This window comes from Pseudomonas sp. MPB26, assembly GCF_046605355.1.
Classification (GTDB): domain Bacteria; phylum Pseudomonadota; class Gammaproteobacteria; order Pseudomonadales; family Pseudomonadaceae; genus Aquipseudomonas; species Aquipseudomonas cedrina.
In genome coordinates this window covers 2,890,394-2,909,829 of the sequence record NZ_CP176793.1, presented here as the reverse complement: position 1 = coordinate 2,909,829, position 19,436 = coordinate 2,890,394, and the positions used below count along the sequence as shown (strand labels likewise).

The 19,436-nt window shown below is 58.5% G+C and carries 17 protein-coding genes and 1 other RNA gene; 8 read left to right on the top strand and 10 right to left on the bottom strand.

The annotated features are described in order from the left end of the window. Positions 1–105: 105 nt before the first annotated feature. The 5 genes from carA to grpE form a co-directional block, all read right to left on the bottom strand. A complete protein-coding gene (carA, locus tag ACLH0H_RS13385) occupies positions 106–1,242 on the bottom strand; it encodes a glutamine-hydrolyzing carbamoyl-phosphate synthase small subunit (protein WP_411382309.1) in 1,137 nt (378 codons plus the stop codon). 259 nt (positions 1,243–1,501) lie between these two features. Beyond that, positions 1,502–2,308: a 4-hydroxy-tetrahydrodipicolinate reductase gene (gene dapB, locus ACLH0H_RS13380; RefSeq protein WP_076952830.1), complete on the bottom strand. Its 807-nt coding sequence runs from the start codon at positions 2,306–2,308 to the stop codon at positions 1,502–1,504. Between the two features lie 10 nt (positions 2,309–2,318). Continuing rightward, on the bottom strand, positions 2,319–3,443 hold the full coding sequence (gene dnaJ / locus ACLH0H_RS13375) for a molecular chaperone DnaJ (protein WP_169377600.1): 1,125 nt from the start codon (positions 3,441–3,443) through the stop codon (positions 2,319–2,321). Positions 3,444–3,759: 316 nt separating this feature from the next. Beyond that, the gene (gene dnaK, locus ACLH0H_RS13370) at positions 3,760–5,676 is read right to left on the bottom strand and encodes a molecular chaperone DnaK (protein ID WP_411382308.1); all 1,917 of its coding nucleotides are present in this window, start codon (positions 5,674–5,676) and stop codon (positions 3,760–3,762) included. Between the two features lie 102 nt (positions 5,677–5,778). Next, positions 5,779–6,339, bottom strand: coding sequence for a nucleotide exchange factor GrpE (gene grpE, locus ACLH0H_RS13365; protein WP_411382307.1), 561 nt, complete (start codon positions 6,337–6,339; stop codon positions 5,779–5,781). Between the two features lie 253 nt (positions 6,340–6,592). Between grpE and recN the strand changes: the two genes are divergently transcribed. Further along, complete coding sequence (gene recN, locus ACLH0H_RS13360) at positions 6,593–8,266, top strand: DNA repair protein RecN (protein ID WP_411382306.1); 1,674 nt, start codon at positions 6,593–6,595, stop codon at positions 8,264–8,266. An 86-nt stretch (positions 8,267–8,352) separates the two neighbouring features. Here recN and fur read toward each other — a convergent pair whose 3' ends face one another. Further along, positions 8,353–8,757 (bottom strand): ferric iron uptake transcriptional regulator, encoded by a 405-nt coding sequence (fur, locus tag ACLH0H_RS13355; protein WP_003194220.1) that lies wholly within the window; start codon positions 8,755–8,757, stop codon positions 8,353–8,355. 98 nt (positions 8,758–8,855) lie between these two features. Here fur and ACLH0H_RS13350 point away from each other — a divergent pair, with 98 nt between their 5' ends. Next, positions 8,856–9,383 (top strand): outer membrane protein assembly factor BamE, encoded by a 528-nt coding sequence (locus ACLH0H_RS13350; protein ID WP_076952825.1) that lies wholly within the window; start codon positions 8,856–8,858, stop codon positions 9,381–9,383. 64 nt (positions 9,384–9,447) lie between these two features. On the opposite strand, the gene ACLH0H_RS13345 is transcribed toward ACLH0H_RS13350, so the two are convergent. Continuing rightward, complete coding sequence (locus ACLH0H_RS13345; protein ID WP_411382305.1) at positions 9,448–9,750, bottom strand: RnfH family protein; 303 nt, start codon at positions 9,748–9,750, stop codon at positions 9,448–9,450. Then, entirely contained in the window at positions 9,743–10,177 is a 435-nt protein-coding gene (locus tag ACLH0H_RS13340; RefSeq protein WP_076952823.1) for a type II toxin-antitoxin system RatA family toxin, read from the bottom strand. Before ACLH0H_RS13340 ends, ACLH0H_RS13345 begins: the two co-directional genes overlap by 8 nt. A 167-nt stretch (positions 10,178–10,344) precedes the next feature. Between ACLH0H_RS13340 and smpB the strand changes: the two genes are divergently transcribed. After that, a complete protein-coding gene (gene smpB / locus ACLH0H_RS13335; RefSeq protein WP_049711476.1) occupies positions 10,345–10,827 on the top strand; it encodes an SsrA-binding protein SmpB in 483 nt (160 codons plus the stop codon). Between the two features lie 36 nt (positions 10,828–10,863). On the opposite strand, the gene ACLH0H_RS13330 is transcribed toward smpB, so the two are convergent. After that, positions 10,864–11,631, bottom strand: a complete 768-nt coding sequence (locus ACLH0H_RS13330) for an FCD domain-containing protein (protein ID WP_076952822.1) — start codon at positions 11,629–11,631, stop codon at positions 10,864–10,866. 249 nt (positions 11,632–11,880) lie between these two features. On the opposite strand from ACLH0H_RS13330, the gene ACLH0H_RS13325 reads away from it, so the two are divergent. From ACLH0H_RS13325 to ACLH0H_RS13305, 5 genes are all read left to right on the top strand, one after another. Next, the gene (locus ACLH0H_RS13325) at positions 11,881–13,575 is read left to right on the top strand and encodes a lactate permease LctP family transporter (protein WP_411382304.1); all 1,695 of its coding nucleotides are present in this window, start codon (positions 11,881–11,883) and stop codon (positions 13,573–13,575) included. Positions 13,576–13,644: 69 nt separating this feature from the next. Then, on the top strand, positions 13,645–16,455 hold the full coding sequence (locus ACLH0H_RS13320; RefSeq protein WP_411382303.1) for an FAD-binding and (Fe-S)-binding domain-containing protein: 2,811 nt from the start codon (positions 13,645–13,647) through the stop codon (positions 16,453–16,455). Between the two features lie 137 nt (positions 16,456–16,592). After that, on the top strand, positions 16,593–16,871 hold the full coding sequence (locus ACLH0H_RS13315) for a hypothetical protein (protein WP_411382302.1): 279 nt from the start codon (positions 16,593–16,595) through the stop codon (positions 16,869–16,871). 104 nt (positions 16,872–16,975) lie between these two features. Next, positions 16,976–17,372, top strand: a transfer-messenger RNA (tmRNA) gene (gene ssrA / locus ACLH0H_RS13310). A 183-nt stretch (positions 17,373–17,555) separates the two neighbouring features. Continuing rightward, a complete protein-coding gene (locus tag ACLH0H_RS13305) occupies positions 17,556–18,812 on the top strand; it encodes an integrase domain-containing protein (protein WP_143979014.1) in 1,257 nt (418 codons plus the stop codon). A gap of 208 nt (positions 18,813–19,020) precedes the next feature. Here the strand turns inward: ACLH0H_RS13305 and ACLH0H_RS13300 are convergent, their stop codons facing one another. Further along, positions 19,021–19,428: an SMI1/KNR4 family protein gene (locus tag ACLH0H_RS13300; protein WP_024657960.1), complete on the bottom strand. Its 408-nt coding sequence runs from the start codon at positions 19,426–19,428 to the stop codon at positions 19,021–19,023. Between the last annotated feature and the right edge of the window lie 8 nt (positions 19,429–19,436).

Genomic DNA, 19,436 nt, shown 5'->3' with positions numbered 1-19,436 from the left:
GGGTTTGTCACTCAAATCCGCAGGTCAGTCGGCAAGCCGTCTTGAACACTCTTTGAAAAACCTGCGGGGGCCACCGCTATTCGGGGCCGCCCGCAGGCTGCTCAGTCAGCGTCGCTTGGCCATCTCATTGATGAAACGGTCGAACAGCGGCGCTACGTCGTTCGGGCCGGGGCTGGCTTCAGGGTGGCCCTGGAAGCTGAACGCGCTCTTGTCGGTGCGCTCGATGCCTTGCAGGGAACCGTCGAACAGCGACTTGTGGATGGCGCGCACGTTCGCCGGCAGGGTCGCTTCATCCACCGCAAAACCGTGGTTCTGGCTGGTGATCATGACGATGCCGGTGTCCAGGTCTTGCACGGGGTGGTTGGCGCCGTGGTGGCCGTGACCCATTTTCAGGGTCTTGGCGCCGGAGGCCAGGGCCAGCAACTGGTGGCCGAGGCAGATACCGAACACCGGAATGTCGGTTTCCAGCACGTCCTTGATGGCCTGGATGGCGTAGTCGCAGGGCTCCGGGTCACCGGGGCCGTTGGACAGGAACACGCCGTCCGGCTGCAGGGCGAGCACGTCGCTGGCAGGAGTTTGCGCCGGCACTACGGTCACGCGGCAGCCGCGCTCAACCAGCATGCGCAGAATGTTGTACTTCACGCCGTAATCGTAGGCCACAACATGGTAAGGCAACTCAGCGGCATCGATCGTCGCATGGCTGTCGGTCTTCAGGTCCCAGACAGTGGAACGCCACTCGTACTTCTCTTTGACACTGACGACTTTCGCCAGATCCATGCCTTTAAGGCCAGGGAAACCTTGCGCAGCGGCAATCGCCGTCTCTTCGCAGATATTCTCACCGACCATGATGCAGCCGTTCTGCGAGCCTTTTTCACGCAGGATGCGCGTGAGGCGGCGCGTATCGATACCGGCGATCGCCACAACGTTGTTGGCTTTCAGGTAATCGGAGAGCGACATCGTGTTACGCCAGTTGCTCGCAACCAGTGGCAGGTCACGAATCACCAGACCAGCCGACCAGACACGATCAGACTCGACGTCTTCCGGTGTAGTACCGGTGTTGCCGATGTGCGGATAGGTCAGGGTAACGATCTGTTGGGCGTAGGAAGGATCGGTAAGGATTTCCTGATAGCCGGTCATGGCGGTGTTGAACACCACCTCTCCAACGGTTTGACCGTCGGCTCCAATGGCTTCGCCGCGAAAAATGCTGCCATCAGCAAGGGCGAGTATGGCTGGCTTAGTCAAGAAGACCTCCCGTAAATAAAGCCTGAAAGGGCGATCGCAGGTTGCAAAAAAGCGGAGTGACGTATGGACACGTCACCCCGCTTCTTCACTGAATTATTCTGCGCGCTTTTAGTGGACACACTAAAGCTGTAGCTTACAGAAAAAGGCTTTTTTGGTCCACCGCTAATGAGCCTTAAAGGCAGGGGAATGCGACAGGGCGTCGCTTAGCGGGTAAAAACGGGCCCCAAGCATAAGCTTGAGGCCCTGTTTTAGCTACTGATTAGTGCAGATCCAGCACATCACGCATGTCGTACAGGCCCGGCTCGCGGCCTTCCAACCAGAGCGCAGCACGTACCGCCCCCTTGGCAAAGGTCATGCGACTGGACGCCTTGTGCGTGATTTCCAGGCGCTCGCCTTCACTGGCGAACAACACGGTGTGATCACCGACCACATCGCCACCGCGCACCGTTGCAAAACCAATGGTGTCACGCGCACGCGCACCGGTATGGCCTTCACGACCGTACACCGCCACTTTCGACAAATCGCGGCCCAACGCATCGGCAATCGCCTCGCCCATGCGCAAGGCAGTGCCCGACGGCGCATCGATCTTGTGACGGTGATGGGTCTCAATGATCTCGATATCCGCCTCGTCACCCAACACCCGCGCCGCGAGGTCGAGCAATTTGAGGGACAGGTTCACGCCGACGCTGAAGTTGGCGGCGAAGACGATGGGAATATCCTTGCCCGCGTCCGCCAGCAAATGCTTTTGCTCTGCCGTCAACCCGGTGGTGCCGATTACCATGGCCTTGCCCGCCTTACGGCAGAACGCCAGGTTTTTCAGCATCACTTCCGGCAGGGTGAAATCGATCAGCACATCGAACTCATCGGCCACCTGCTCCAGGTTGCCGGACAACGAAACGCCGATACGCCCCAATGAAGCCAACTCACCCGCGTCCGCGCCGATCAACGTGCTGCCCGGACGAACAATCGCCGCCGTCAGGCCAGAGGCCGGCGAACGCAGCTGTACCGCCTCCACCAGCGTCTTGCCCATGCGCCCGGCTGCGCCCATTACGGCTATACGTCGCATATTCAATTCCTTACAGGTCGCCGAAGAAGCGCTTCACGCCATCGAAGAAGCCCGTGGTTTTCGGCGAGTGCGAGTCATCGCCTTCCAGGGAGCTGCGGAACTCTTCCAACAGTTCGCGCTGACGCCGCCCCAGGTTGACCGGCGTTTCAACCGCGACGCGGCACATCAGGTCACCCGCTCCACCACCGCGCACCGGCGCAACGCCTTTGCCACGGATACGGAACTGCTTGCCGGTTTGAGTCCCCTCAGGGATCTTCAGTTTGACGCGACCATCGAGCGTCGGGATTTCCAGCTCGCCACCCAAGGCTGCATCGACAAAGCTGATCGGCACTTCGCAGAACAGGTGCTTGCCGTCGCGCTGGAAGATCGAGTGCTCACGCACACTGATCACCACGTACAGATCGCCTGTAGGCCCGCCCTGGGCACCCGCCTCGCCCTCACCCGACAAGCGAATGCGGTCACCGGTGTCCACGCCCGCCGGCACTTTCACCGACAGCGTCTTGTACTCTTCGACGCGACCTTCTCCGTGGCAGGCGTCGCACGGGTCGGAAATGATCTTGCCCTGGCCATGGCAACGCGGGCAGGTCTGCTGCACCGAGAAGAAGCCTTGCTGCATGCGGACCTGGCCGATACCGCCGCAGGTCGGACAGGTGATCGGCGATGAGCCTTTCTTGGCACCCGAACCATCGCACGGCTTGCAATTGACCAGCGTTGGCACGCGGATATTGACGCTGGTACCGCGCACGGCTTCTTCCAGGTTCAATTCCAGGGTGTAACGCAAATCGCTGCCGCGCTGGGCGCCACCACGCTGGCCGCCCCGGCCACCGCCGAAGAAATCACTGAATACGTCGCCGAAAATGTCGGAGAAGTTCTGACCGCCAAAACCGGCACCGCCGCCGCCCATGCTCGGGTCGACGCCCGCATGGCCATACTGGTCGTAGGCCGCACGTTTATTGGGATCAGACAGGCATTCGTAGGCCTCGTTGGCCTCCTTGAACATCTCTTCGGATTCTTTGCTGTCCGGATTACGGTCCGGGTGGTGCTTCATCGCCAGGCGACGGTAGGCCTTCTTCAGGTCCGCCTCGCTGGAGCCGCGCTCCACACCCAACACTTCGTAATAGTCACGCTTTGCCATAAGTCTTTGCACTCTTAAGGACGTTCGGCCAGACCCTCCTGAGCCCCGCCAAACTCGTTGAGCCCCAATACAGGCCCGGACCCAACTCACGTCAATTCAACGATCCTGGTCGTTACTACTTTCAGCCAGGGACCCGGCCAAAACGCGGTATTTATTGCTCGGAAAGCAGGAGCATTCCCGATCACACCGCCAGCATCCGCACGTTGTCGCATGCTGTAAAAATTCGCATACCCCAGACACGCCAACGCGGGAGCAAGCTCCCGCGCGGCGACATCCTACCAGTCACCGCTTGAAAGCGGCCAACCGGACAACCCAATTACTTGTTGTCTTTGACTTCTTCGAACTCGGCATCGACAACGTCGTCGTGCTTGGCTTCAGGCTCTGCCTGTTGCGCCGCGGCGTCAGCTGGCTGACCTTGTTCGGCATACATTTTCTGAGCAACCGGGGCAGAGACTTTGGACAGCTCCTCGATCCTGGCTTCGATAGCGGCCTTGTCGTCGCCTTTGACAGCGGCTTCCAGGGCAACCACGGCAGCTTCGATCGCGACCTTCTCTTCCGCAGTCACTTTGTCGCCAGCGTCAGCGACCATTTTGCGCGTCGAGTGAACCAGCGCATCACCCTGGTTACGGGCACCGGCCAGTTCGGCAAACTTGGCATCCGCATCGGCGTTGGCTTCAGCATCACGAATCATCTGTTGAATTTCTTCATCAGACAGACCGGAGTTGGCCTTGATGGTGATCTTCTGCTCTTTGCCGGTCGCCTTGTCTTTCGCGCCGACGTGCAGGATGCCGTTGGCATCGATGTCGAAGGTTACTTCGATTTGTGGCACGCCACGCGGTGCTGGTGGAATCTCGGCCAGATCGAACTTGCCCAGGGACTTGTTCTGAGCAGCCTGCTTACGCTCACCTTGCAGCACGTGAATGGTCACAGCGCCCTGGTTGTCGTCGGCAGTCGAGAACACCTGGGATTTCTTGGTAGGAATCGTGGTGTTTTTCTCGATCAGCGCGGTCATCACGCCACCCATGGTTTCGATACCCAGGGTCAGCGGGCTCACGTCCAGCAGCAGCACGTCCTTCACGTCACCGGCCAATACCGCGCCTTGGATGGCAGCACCCATGGCAACCGCTTCGTCCGGGTTCACGTCTTTACGTGCTTCCTTGCCGAAGAACTCGGTAACTTTCTGCTGCACCAGCGGCATACGGGTCTGGCCACCGACCAGGATCACGTCGTTAATGGAACCCACGTCGATACCGGCGTCTTTCAGGGCAATGCGGCATGGCTCGATAGTGCGCTGAACCAGATCTTCAACCAGTGCTTCCAACTTGGCGCGAGAAATCTTCACGTTCAAGTGCTTAGGACCGGTGGCATCTGCAGTGATGTACGGCAGGTTCACGTCGGTCGACATGCTCGAGGACAGTTCGATCTTGGCTTTCTCAGCGGCTTCTTTCAGGCGCTGCATCGCCAGCGGGTCACCCTTGAGGTTCATGCCGCTTTCTTTCTTGAATTCGTCAACGAGGTAGTCGATCAGACGAATGTCGAAGTCTTCGCCACCCAGGAAGGTGTCACCGTTGGTGGCCAACACTTCGAACTGGTGCTCGCCGTCAACTTCAGCGATCTCGATGACGGAGACGTCGAAAGTACCACCACCCAGGTCATAAACGATCACGGTGTGGTCGCCTTTGGCCTTGTCCATACCGTAAGCCAGGGCAGCTGCGGTTGGTTCGTTGATGATACGTTTTACGTCCAGGCCCGCGATACGGCCGGCGTCTTTGGTTGCCTGGCGCTGGCTGTCGTTGAAGTAGGCCGGAACGGTGATCACCGCTTCGGTCACTGTTTCACCGAGGTAGTCTTCGGCAGTCTTCTTCATCTTTTTCAAGACTTCAGCCGAGATCTGCGGCGCGGACATCCGAGTGCCATTTACCTCAACCCAGGCGTCACCGTTGTCGGCCTTGGCGATTTTGTAAGGCACCATCTTGATGTCTTTCTGTACGACTTCTTCGTCGAACTTACGACCGATAAGACGCTTTACCGCGTACAGGGTGTTGTGCGGATTGGTGACAGCCTGGCGCTTGGCCGACTGACCCACCAGGATCTCGCCATCATTCGCGTAAGCGATGATCGACGGCGTGGTACGCGCGCCTTCGGCGTTCTCGATAACTTTGGCTTTGCCGTTTTCCATGACCGAGACGCACGAGTTGGTGGTCCCCAGGTCGATGCCGATAATTTTACCCATGATTGACTCTCCCGAAACTTGAATTTGGTTGCCGCAGCAGTGGTGGCTAACTGCGGTAGCACTTAAACGCTTGACTTATAGATGGGGGCCTTACGGCGTATTTCAAGCCTGCTCATCAATAGAAGGCGAAACGGGTGCCGGAGCCTTGCTCACCACCACCATCGCCGGGCGCAGCAAGCGGCCATTGAGCAGGTAACCTTTCTGGAAGACTTTCAATACGCTGTTTGGCTCCAGGTCATGGCTTTCCTGCATCGCCATGGCTTGGTGATGTGCAGCGTTGAACGGTTCGCCGCCTTCTGGGTCGATGGCTTCCAGCTGATAACGCTTGAGGGTGTCCTGGAACATTTTCAGGGTCAGCTCGATCCCTTCGCGCATCGCGCGGATGTTTTCGTCGTCCGGGTTGGACAACTCAAGACCGCGCTCCAGACTGTCGATGATCGGCAGCAAATCTGCAGCGAATTTTTCCAGTGCGAATTTGTGAGCCTTCTCTACGTCCTGCTCGGCACGGCGGCGGACGTTCTGCAGATCGGCGGCAACACGCAAAGACTGATCCTGCGCAGCGGCCAATTGCTCTTCGAGCACTTGCACACGGGTCGTCAGCTCATCGCCGACAGCCGAATTGGCGTCTGGAGTTTGCGTATCCTGCGTCTGTTCGTCAGCCATAGTGTTCTCCTTTCAAATCATGCGCGAACTCAACTCGCGCTTCTGTTCCGGTATATGGGGCCACAATTTCCAGGTTCAAGGGCACGGGCGTTACCAAAAGTCTTTCAATTGACCTTCATCAATTCTTGCTCGGTCATTCCCAATTGCGCCTAAAAAACGCTCAAACAAAGCAAATCAAGCTAAGCATCAGGATTGTCAGCCTCGAACAAAACACTGTATAAATAACCAGACCTAAAGCCTGGGAGCGGCCGTCATGCTCGTGCACTTGTCCGTACATAACTACGCCATCGTTGAACACCTGGATCTTGAACTGGATCGCGGGATGAGCGTAATCACAGGCGAAACCGGCGCCGGCAAGTCGATCATGCTCGACGCTTTGGGCCTGGCCCTGGGGGATCGTGCCGACAGCGGCGTGGTGCGCCCCGGTGCGGACAAGGCTGACATCCTCGCCACTTTCGACCTGGCGGATATCCCCGAGGCCGAAACCTGGCTGGCTGAACGCGACCTTAATAATGAAGGCCCGTGCATCCTGCGCCGGGTCATCACGGCGGAAGGCCGCTCACGCGGGTATATCAATGGCACACCTTGCCCACTTGGCGACCTGAAGGCGCTGGGCGAGCTGCTGATCGACATCCACAGCCAGCATGAACATCAGTCCCTGCTGAAAACCGACACCCACCGCCGCCTGCTCGATGAATATGCGGGCGCCACCGACCTTGCGCGCCAGGTACAGCTTGCCGCTCAGCGCTGGCGCCAGACCCGCCAGGAACTGGAGCGACTCTCCAATTCCGGCGATGAACAACGCGCTCGCCACCAATTGCTCAGCTATCAGCTCGAAGAGCTGGAAAGCCTCGGCCTGGGCGAGACCGAGCTTGAACAACTCGAACAGGAACACAAGAACCTCACCAACGCCGAAACCCTGCTGGGGATTTGCCGCCAGGTGGTGGAGCAATGCAGCGAGAGTGATTCCGGCAACGTGCTCAACGCACTGACCGCCAGCCTCAATCGCCTGTCCAGCGTGAACAACGCCTCCAGCTCGCTAAGTGAAGCAACGACCTTGCTCACCAGCGCGCAAATCCAAGTCGAGGAAGCCGTCGGCGAACTCAATCGCTTCCTGGATCACTTCGATGCCGACCCGGCACGCCTGCAGGAAATAGAGGAACGCCTGGACACCATCTATACCCTGGCGCGCAAACATCGCATCCAGCCCACCGAAGTAGCGGCAATGCAGCAAAAGCTGATGGATGAAATCGAAACGCTGAACGCCAACGATGAATCCATCGAACGCCTGGGTGAGGAGCTCGCTTCTTTCGCCCGCCATTATCAGGAGAAAGCGCGCGAACTGAGCGACCTGCGCCAGCAAGCGGCCACCGGCCTGGCGAGCGCGGTGGAATTGGAAATTCAGCGCCTGGGCATGCCGGGCGGGCGTTTCTCCATTGAATTGCGCGCCAACGCCAGCAACGAACTGCAACCTCATGGCCTGGAACAGGTCGAACTGCTGGTCAGCGCCAACCCCGGCCAGCCGCTCAAGGCGCTGGCCAAAGTGGCATCCGGTGGCGAACTTTCGCGGATCAGCCTGGCCATCCAGGTGATCACCGCACAAACCTCTCGGGTTCCGACGCTGGTATTCGACGAAGTCGACGTAGGCATTGGCGGCCCGACGGCGGAAATTGTAGGCCAACTGCTGCGACGCCTGGGGGATCGAGGCCAGGTGCTTACCGTGACCCACTTGCCGCAAGTGGCGGCCCAAGGGCATCAGCACTTGTTTGTGCATAAGGTACGAGGCAGTGATGCGACGCGTACGGCCGTGTCCAAGTTGAACAAGTCGGAGCGTGTGGAGGAAGTGGCGCGCATGCTCGGTGGTATTGATTTGACCAAGGAATCGCTGGCGCACGCGAAGAAGATGGTCGTGGCGGCGAAGGCCTGACAGGGCGAATTTACCTTTTATAGAAAGCACGAAGGCGACCCTAAGGTCGCCTTCGATCGTTTTGCAGCGTAAATCTGCAGCACTTTTTACTTTTTCTTACGGATGTACAGCACCAGGTTATGGTCGACCAAATCGAAGCCGTGCTCTTCAGCAATCTTATGCTGAAGCGCTTCGATCTCAGGGCTGGTGAACTCGATAACTTCATTGGTATCCAGATCAACCATGTGGTCGTGATGACCACCGTCAGCCAATTCGAACACTGCATGACCGCCGTCGAAATTATGACGAACCACCAGCCCAGCGGCTTCAAACTGGGTCAGCACACGATAAACCGTGGCCAGACCAACGTCCTCGTTAGACTCCATCAGCGCCTTGTAGACATCCTCGGCACTCATGTGGCGCTGCTCAGCAGAATCGAGCATTTGTAGAATCTTGACGCGTGGCAGAGTCACTTTGAGACCGGCTTTGCGTAGTTCGCTATTTTCAACCATGGTTAGCTTTCTCGCGGATGCTGCTTCGCAGCTTCTCTTAATACGGGTATGATCGGCGTTTACGTTGTCCCAGCCAAGATAGTGGAAGTCGCCCACCGATGCAAAACACCAAGCTCTTGCTAACCAGTTTCACCTTTGTGGGACTGCTCGCACTCGCCGGTTGTTCATTCCCCGGGGTTTACAAAATCGACATCCAGCAGGGCAATGTCGTCACGCAGGACATGATAGACCAGTTACGCCCCGGAATGACCCGACGGCAAGTACGGTTTATCATGGGTAACCCCCTGCTGACCGACACTTTCCATGCCGATCGCTGGGATTATCTCTACAGCCTCCAGCCTGGTGGCGGTGAACGCCAGCAGGAGCGTGTCAGTGTCATTTTCAATGGCAATGACCAGCTCGTCAGCCTGTCCGGTGACTTCATGCCCGGCGTAAGCCGTGATGAAGCCTTGCTCGGCAAGGACAACGGCACCAATGTCACCGCGCCTGCGAAGGAAGGCGAGCAGCCGAAGTCCGAAGTTCCGGCCAAGCCTGGCTCCTTGCTCGACAAGATCCAGAAGGATGTCGACGGCGTCGAAACTGTGCCCGTCCCGACACCGCAACCTCTGGACACCAGCCCGCAATAAGCGAGCGGCGCTCAACAAAAAGCCCGGCATGCCGGGCTTTTTTGTTGCCTGCCGATTGACCGGCTTATGAATTCTGCTGCCTGGCAAGCGCCGCCTTGGCTGCGCGCAGTCGGCGCACTTCTTTCGGGTCCGCCAGCAACGGCCGGTAAATCTCAATACGATCACCCGCCTGTACGGCACGCACATCAGGGTCCGCGACTACCTTGCCAAATATACCCAAAGGGCAATCAGCCAGGTCCAGGTCGGGAAACTGCTGCGCAATACCTGACGCCTGCACGGCTGCCCGCAGACTGATGTCCACCGGCACCGCCACCGTCAACAACACCTGGCGGTCTTCGGCGGCATACACCACCTCAACCTCAACCATGCAGTTGCTTGGCCCGTTCGCAGAACGCATCGACCAGTGTATTGGCCGCCTGATTGAACAAAGGCCCCAACGTCGCTCGAATGATCGGCCCGGCGTAATCAAAAGAAAGATCCAGGCTGATTTTGCAGGCCTTATCCGTCAGCGCCTTGAATACCCAGACCCCGTGCAGCTGGGTAAACGGCCCCTCCTGCAGATTCATTTCGATGGACTTCCCAGGCACCAGTACATTGCGCGTAACAAAGTGCTGGCTAAGACCGCCCTTCGCGACCCCGACACTGGCGACCATGTGCTCATCACTGCTTTCCAGCACCTCGGCCGTTGAGCACCAAGGCAGGAATTCCGGGTAACGCGCCACGTCGTTGACCAGGTCATAGAGCGCCTGTGCCGGATAGGGCAGCAGCGCCGAACGTTGAATATGCGTCGTCATGTGTGCGTTATTTCCACTGCTGAGGCAAAACATCGCGAAAGAACAGCCCGATCCGCGAGAGAAAAAAACCAGAGAACTGCCCGCATTGTCCGGGATTCGTCCAACACGCTCAAGCACGCAGGTTGACCGTAGCCTACTCGCGCGCAACTCCTTATAATGCCGCCCCTATGGCTAAACAAAAGAAACACCCTACAGGGACCATCGCGCAAAATAAAAAGGCGCGACACGATTACTTCATCGAACATCGGTTCGAGGCTGGTCTGGTCCTGGCCGGCTGGGAAGTAAAAAGTCTGCGTGCCAGCAAGCTGCAGCTGGTCGACAGTTATGTGCTGCTCAAGGACGGCGAGGCGTGGCTGCTCGGCAGTCATATTACCCCGCTGACCACGGCGAGCACCCACGTGATTGCCGACCCGGTGCGCACGCGTAAGCTGCTGCTCAACGCGCGCGAACTTGAAAAGCTCGCTTCCGCCGTACAGCAGAAGGGCTATGCCTGCATCTGCCTGTCCTGGTACTGGAGCAAGCATCTGGTCAAGTGCGAAATTGCCCTGGGCAAGGGCAAGAAGGAGTACGACAAGCGTGATACCGAACGCGAGCGTGACTCCAATCGTGAGCTGCACCGCGCCGTGCGCAACAAGGGCAAGGAAGACTGACCCTTGCCGTGATGTAGCCTAGGGAGGCTCCCTCGGCTACATCCCCTTGCGCCGCTCCGCACGCGCCACGCGCTGTACCTCTTGACGCACCTCCTCCAACACTTCCTGCACATACAGCAGGTGCCGTGTTGAAACCTCGCGCGCCTGCTCGGCCCGCCCTTCGATAATCGCCAGGTACAAATCCCGGTGCTGACTAATCAGCATGTCGCGGGTTTCCGTACGCTGCTGATACATGCCGCCGATGTTGGTCACCACGTTACGCTTGAGCAGGTCGAACAGACCACGAATGGTGTGCAGCAACACGGCATTGTGGCTGGCCTCAGCGATCGCCAAGTGAAACCTCGCATCCGCCGCGCCCTCCTCCAGTCGACTCACTTCGTCGGAGCGGGTGTAGCAGTCCTGCAGCGCTTCGAACGCCGCCGTAAGCCGCTCGCGATCGACTTCGGTGGCGCGCTGCGCTGCGTAATAGGCACAAGAAGCTTCAAGGGTCTGACGAAACTCCAGCAGATCACGCTGAGCCTCGGGGTTGTTTTCCAACAGGTGCAGCAGCGGATCACTGAACGTGGAGCCCAGCGATTCAGCCACATAGTTGCCACCGCCCTGACGACTGACGAGCAAGCCTTTGGCCGCCAGTTTCTGGATCGCCTCCCGTAAAGAGGGGCGCGACACACCAAATTGCTCGGCCAACGCACGTTCGGCCGGCAAGCGCTCACCCGACTTCAGCGTGCCCTCAAGGATCATGCCCTCGAGTTGCTCGACGATATCGTCAGACAAACGGCGCTGACGCACCTGATCAAACCCCATCACTCACTCTCCACCGTCCCGACCACTCGCCGGCGGCTCCATTCTGGCCTATCGCAGCGCTCGCAGCACCTATCAGAACGCCTTCATTTCAGCCGATCAGCGCGCCCCGCTCGACCACTTACGACCAAAGTTTCGTAAGCGGCAAATTGACACATCCCTGCCAAGGCTTTTACTCTAGCCCACAGCGACTGTAAATTGGTATTACCAATTACCCAAGCTAACCAAACAACAACAATCAGGGCCACCCCCATGCAAACCTGGCAACAGCTCTACAGCCCGCTCGGCAGCCTCGGCCTGTCCGCACTGGCGGCCGTTATTCCGATCGTATTCTTCTTCCTGGCCCTGGCCGTGTTTCGCCTCAAAGGCCATGTGGCCGGCAGCATCACCTTGGCGCTGTCGATCCTGGTGGCGATCTTTGCCTTCCAGATGCCGGTGGACATGGCACTCGCCGCCGCCGGTTACGGCTTTGCCTATGGTCTGTGGCCTATCGCGTGGATCATTGTCGCTGCGGTTTTCCTCTACAAACTCACGGTCAAAAGCGGCCAGTTCGAGATTATCCGCAGCTCCGTGCTGTCGATTACCGATGACCAGCGCCTGCAAGTGCTGCTGATCGGTTTCTGCTTCGGCGCCTTCCTCGAAGGCGCGGCCGGTTTCGGTGCTCCCGTGGCGATCACCGCCGCGCTGCTGGTCGGCCTGGGGTTCAACCCGCTGTACGCCGCCGGCCTGTGCCTGATCGCCAACACCGCCCCCGTGGCCTTCGGCGCACTGGGCATCCCGATTATCGTGGCCGGCCAAGTGACCGGCATCGACGCCTTCAAGATTGGCGCCATGACCGGCCGCCAACTGCCACTGCTGTCCCTATTCGTGCCGTTCTGGCTGGTGTTCATGATGGACGGCGTGCGCGGCGTTCGCGAAACCTGGCCGGCGGCATTGGTTGCGGGCCTGAGCTTTGCCATCACCCAGTACTTCACCTCCAACTTCATCGGCCCGGAACTGCCGGACATCACCTCGGCGCTCGCCAGCCTGATCTCCCTCACGCTGTTCCTGAAAGTCTGGCAACCCAAGCGCACCGCCGGTGCGCAGATTGCCGGCGCCACCTCCAGCGCAGCGGTCACCGCCAGCGCCGGCGGTTTCGGCCTGCCACGCAACACAGCGGTCTCACCCTACAGCCTGGGGCAGATTTTCAAAGCGTGGTCGCCGTTCCTGACTCTTACCGTGCTGGTCACCCTTTGGACGCTCAAATCGTTCAAGGCGATGTTCGCCGCCGGCGGCTCGATGTACAGCTGGGTGTTCAACTTCGCAATCCCTCACCTGGATCAACTGGTGGTCAAGGTCGCACCGATCGTGACCAACCCCACCGCGATCCCGGCCGTATTCAAGCTGGACCCGATTTCAGCGACCGGCACGGCGATTTTCTTCTCCGCCCTGATCTCGATGCTGGTGCTGAAGATAGACATTAAAACTGGTCTTACCACTTTAAGAGAGACCTTCTACGAGCTACGCTGGCCGATCCTGTCCATCGGCATGGTGCTGGCGTTCGCCTTTGTCACCAACTACTCCGGCATGTCTTCAACCATGGCATTGGTGTTGGCCGGCACAGGGGCTGCCTTCCCGTTCTTCTCGCCTTTCCTCGGTTGGCTGGGGGTTTTCCTGACAGGCTCCGACACGTCGTCCAACGCCCTGTTCAGCTCGCTGCAAGCCACCACCGCGCATCAGATCGGCGTAAATGACACCTTGCTGGTGGCCGCGAATACCAGCGGCGGCGTCACCGGCAAGATGATCTCGCCCCAGTCGATCGCCGTGGCCTGCGCCGCCACCGGCCTGGTGGGCAAGGAATCCGACCTGTTCCGCTTCACGCTCAAACACAGCCTGTTCTTTGCCACGATCGTCGGGCTGATCACCCTGGCCCAGGCGTACTGGTTCACCGGTATGCTGGTGCACTAGGCCTGCACGTAACAGAGTAAGAATCGACGCCGGACAACGATGCCGGCGTCAGCTATTTCTGGAGGACCGATGAGCCTGCCTGCTGCTTTCCTGAGCGACGTCGCACACCTGATTCCGAACGATCGGCGTTTCGACGATCCACTTTCCACCCTCGCTTTCGGCACCGACGCCAGTTTTTACCGACTGATCCCACAGCTGGTGATCCGCGTGGAGTCGGAAGATGAAGTCGTGGCGCTGTTACAGCTGGCCCAACGCGAGCGCGTACCCGTGACCTTCCGCGCTGCCGGCACCAGCTTGTCCGGACAGGCCATCAGCGACTCGGTGCTGATCGTACTGGGTGACAACTGGAACGGCCGCGAAATTCGTGGGCAAGGCACGCAGATTCGCCTGCAGCCCGGTGTCATCGGCGCCCAGGCCAACGCATGGCTGGCGCCGTTCGGGCGCAAGATCGGGCCAGACCCGGCGTCGATCAACGCCTGCAAAATCGGCGGCATCGTCGCCAACAATGCCAGCGGCATGTGCTGCGGCACGGCGCAGAACACCTACCACACCCTGGCGGGCATACGCCTGGTACTGGCTGACGGCAGCCGCCTGGACACTGAAGATGCAAACAGCGTCGCAGCGTTTCGTGAACAGCACGGGCCGTTGCTTGAACGCCTGGCGTCGCTGGGCCGCGAGACCCGGGCAAATGCCGAATTGGCAGCCAAAATCCGCCACAAATACCGTCTGAAAAATACCACCGGGCTGTCACTCAATGCCTTGGTGGATTTCGATGAGCCGCTGGATATCCTCAGCCATCTGCTGGTCGGCTCCGAGGGAACGCTCGGCTTCATCAGTGCAGTCACCTACGACACGGTGGTCGATCACCAGAACAAAGCGTCGGCGTTGATCGTGTTCCCGGATGTCGAGACCTGCTGCAACGCGGTCACCGTTCTCAAAACCCAACCGGTCTCCGCCGTTGAGCTGCTGGACCGACGCAGCATGCGCTCGGTACAGGACAAGCCGGGCATGCCCGCTTTCGTACAGCAACTATCGGAAAATGCCTGCGCACTGCTGATCGAATCCCGCGCTGCTTCACCGGCCTTGCTGCATGAGCAACTGGCGCTGATCATGGGTTCCCTGGCCGGTTTCCCCGTGGAAAAACAGGTCGACTTCACCGAAGACTCACTGGAAAACGCCCGCCTGTGGGCAATCCGCAAAGACACCTTTCCCGCCGTCGGTGCCGTACGTAAAACCGGCACCACAGTGATCATCGAGGACGTGACCTTCCCGGTCGAGCAACTGGCAATCGGGGTCAATCGCTTGATCCAACTGTTCGACAAACATCACTACGACGAAGCGATCCTTTTCGGACACGCACTGGAAGGCAATCTGCACTTTGTCTTCACCCAGGGCTTCAACAGCGCGGAAGAAGTCACACGCTACCAAGCGTTCATGGACGACGTGGCGCAACTGGTGGCGGTGGAGTTTGGCGGTTCGTTGAAAGCCGAACACGGCACCGGCCGTAATATGGCGCCGTTCGTCGAGCTGGAATGGGGCAGCGACGCCTACCAATTGATGTGGCAACTCAAGCGCCTGCTCGACCCCAACGGCATCCTCAACCCGGACGTGGTGCTCAGCGAAGACCCGCAAATTCACCTTAAACACCTCAAGCCGCTGCCCGCCGCCGACGAACTGGTGGATAAGTGCATCGAATGTGGCTTCTGCGAACCGGTGTGCCCCTCGAAAGGCCTGACCTTGAGCCCGCGCCAACGCATCGTGATCTGGCGCGACATTCAGGCGAAGAAACGCGCCGGCGTCGATACCACCGAACTGGAAGCCGCTTATCACTACCAAGGCATCGACACCTGCGCCGCCACCGGCCTGTGCGCTCAACGCTGCCCCGTGGGAATCAACACCGGCGACCTGGTGAAAAAACTGCGCAGCCGTAAAGCCGACCGTACGAAAACGGCCGAATGGCTCGCCAGCCATTTCTCCACTGCGTTGCAAGGTGCGCGCTTTACGCTGCATGTGGCCAATGGCGCACGCATGCTGCTGGGCGCGCCGCGTCTGGCCAAGCTATCGACCACTGTCACCCGGTTGTCCAAAGGGCAGATCCCACAGTGGACCAACGCCATGCCCCAGCCGGAAAAAACCATCCGCTTCAGCCCGGCCGTGACGGACGAACGGCCAAGGGTGGTCTACCTGGCTGCCTGTGTCTCCCGCGCCATGGGCCCGGCGGCGGGGGATAAAGAGCAGATGTCGCTGTACGACAAAACCCGCGGCCTGCTGGAAAAAGCCGGTTACCAAGTGGTGCTCCCCGAGAACCAGGACAGCCTGTGTTGCGGCCAGCCCTTCGCCTCCAAAGGCTATGCCGAACAAGCCGAACACAAGCGCCAGGAACTGCTCGGCGCCCTGCTCCACGCCAGCCGCGGCGGGCTCGACCCGATCTACTGCGACACCAGCCCCTGCACCCTGCGCCTGGTGCAGGACCTGGGCGAAACGCGCCTGGACCTCTACGACCCCGTACGCTTTATCCGCACGCACCTGATGGATCGTCTCGACTTCACGCCCCAGGAAGCGCCCATCGCCGTGCACGTCACCTGCAGCACCCAACACCTGGGCGAAAGCCAGGCCCTGATCGACCTGGCCCGGCGCTGCGCCAAAACCGTGGTGATCCCGGAAGGCATCCACTGCTGCGGATTTGCCGGCGACAAAGGCTTCACCACACCGCAACTCAACGCCCACGCACTGCGCAGCCTCAAGGACGCCGTGCAATATTGCAGTGAAGGCATTTCTACCAGCCGCACCTGCGAGATCGGCCTGAGCCAGCATGGCGGCATCGATTATCACGGTCTGGTCTACCTGGTCGACCGCGTCACCCAGGCCCGCGCCCATTGATCCAGCAAAAAAAACAGAACCCTTAAGCGCTGGCGTAGTCATCTGCATAGGCCTCGACACACGAGGCCCATCAGTGATGTCGCTGGCAGCCGTTGAACGCCAGCAGCGTCGAGCCCTTTTGCGCAAGGAGATACCTTATGAAGCGTTCCGCTCTTGCTGGCTTGTTCATTACCGCTGCGATGCTGGCGTCCCCTGTGTTTGCTGCGGGCGATAAAGACCTCTGCGAGATCAACCTGAACAAAATCAACAACGGCAAGGCACTGCTCGCCACCGACACCAGTGGCAAAAGCGGCGAGATAGACAACGCCGTGTCCCAAGCCAAGGCCGCCCACGCCGCCGGCGACGACAAGAAGTGCATCGAGATCACCTCCAAAGCCCTGCAAGACCTGCAGAACAGCGAAAAAGGCGATCAGTAAACGTCCCGCCAGCGCAAAGCCAACCTTCGGGTTGGCCTTCCGTGACGGTTTGGAGTACACTGCACAAGCTTGTCACTCACTATGAAACAACGAGTTACAAGCACGGGGCCGTTTAGGATTCGACGCCGGTCGCGAAACTTTAGGTGCATGCCGAGTTGGTAACAGAACTCGTAAATCCACTGTTGCAACTACTTATAGTTGCCAATGACGAAAACTACGGCCAGGAATTCGCTCTCGCTGCGTAAGCAGCCTTAGCCCTGAGCTTCTGGTACCTTCGGGTCCAGCAATCACCAGGGGATGTCTGTAAACCCAAAGTGATTGTCATATAGAACAGAATCGCCGTGCAGTACGTTGTGGACGAAGCGGCTAAAACTTACACAACTCGCCCAAAGCACCCTGCCCTTCGGGTCGCTGCGGGTTAACTTAATAGAAACGGCTACGCATGTAGTACCGACAGCGGAGTACTGGCGGACGGGGGTTCAAATCCCCCCGGCTCCACCACTTCAACATCTAAAGACGTCCACGGACGTCTTTTTTTGTGCCTGGAATCCAGTGAATACGCGGGTTTCAGCGCCATCAGCGTCCACGAACGTCCAAGAGCAGCTACCCTTTATGGCATTCCAATTGGCATTCCAAGCCCAACAGTGCTAATTTTTGGAATGCCAACCCCACCCTGGAATGCCAATGTGCGCACAAGCGGTTCGCCTCTCTGAGCTCAAAATCAAATCTGCCAAGCCTGCTGAAAAGGACTACGTCCTGTTCGACGGCGGCGGACTTCAAATGCGAGTGAGAAGTAATGGCTCAAAGCTATGGAACTTCAACTATCGACACCCCGTGACGAAGAAGCGAATCAACATGGGCCTCGGTACCTTCCCTGAAGTCTCGCTAGCGCTGGCACGAAAAGGCTCCATTGCAGCTCGGGAAATACTTGCCCAAGGCCTCGATCCCAAAGAACAACGGGATGCAGTGCTGCAAGCAAAGCAAGCTGAAACCGAGCACACATTCCAGAATGTCGCGACGTCCTGGTATGAACTGAAGAAGGATGCGGTGACACCAGCTTATGCCGAGGACATCTGGCGTTCGTTGACGCTGCACGTTTTTCCAGACTTGGCCACCACACAGATTTCAGCAATCAGCGCACCACAAGTCATCAACCTTCTTCGACCACTCGAAACCAAAGGTAGCCTTGAAACCGTTAAACGGCTGTCACAGCGACTCAATGAGATCATGACTTACGGGGTCAACTCAGGACTGATACACGCGAACCCACTCAGCGGGATTCGCTCCGTCTTCAAGAAGCCGAAAAAGAAAAACATGGCGGCACTTGCTCCAGATGAGCTGAAAGAGCTCATGGTGGCAATTGCTAATGCCAGCATAAAAAGAACTACGCGCTGTCTGATTGAATGGCAGCTCAATACCATGACTCGCCCAGCGGAGGCTGCAACCACGCGCTGGGTCGACATCGACTTCGAGAAGAAGATCTGGACGATTCCTGCTGAGCGCATGAAGAAACGCCGCGTACATATCGTGCCGCTCACAGATCAAGCATTGGGACTGCTGGAGGCAATCAAACCCTACAGCGGACACCGAGAGTATGTATTTCCTGCAGACCGGGACCCTCGGACCCATTGCAACAGCCAGACCGCCAACATGGCGCTAAAGCGCATGGGCTTCGAAGGTCGGTTGGTGAGCCATGGCATGCGATCAATGGCCAGCACTACTCTCAACGAACACGGCTGGGATCCTGAGTTGATTGAGGTAGCGCTTGCACACGTCGATAAAGACGAGGTCCGCAGCGCCTATAACCGAGCGGACTACATCGAGCGCAGGCGTCCAATGATGAAGTGGTGGAGCGAACACATCCAAGAAGCAGCTACCGGCAATCTTTCGATCTCGGCCATCCAGAGCAACCGAGACACGAAGGTCGTCTCAATACGCTAACGAAGTAGCTTCGACAGGTGATAAGTAATCACCAGACCATGACCGTCGTCTGCCTGGATTGTGCATCGGGCTTGCTCCCCCACCTCTCAGGGTGCCAAGCAGCCGACTCAAGCGATACAGCCATCTAAAGACACTGTTCATCGAATAGAACTTGCAGCACATAGCCGTACGAAAAAGAGTAACGTCTATGTCTGCAAACTGCGTTCAACTAGCCTGCGAAGACATGCTTGATCAAAAAGGCTTCCAGCCCGTCTTCCAAGACACGCACAATGCCGCCATTCGGTGTAGCCCAAACCAGAAGTTTTCGTGCCTGGTTGTCGTACAGGTAGTATTGACCATCACCAATCTCCAGCAGTGGCACAGTATTTTTCGGGTAGGTCGGGTCACGGCCCAGGTCCGAGAATGCGGCAAAGACATTCAGGTAATAGTCGTCAGGCACGCCTAGGCCATAAGTTTCGTAGGCGTCAAAGACAATGACTCCAAAAGCCGACAGGTAGCGCTTGTATTCGTCAGACAGTGCGAATCCCAGTTTCTCCTCAAGATTCTGGATGCTGGCGGTATCTACTGGCCGGGTGTTGGCCTGATGGAGATCAACGAGTTGTTCAAGTTTTTTCATAAGATTCG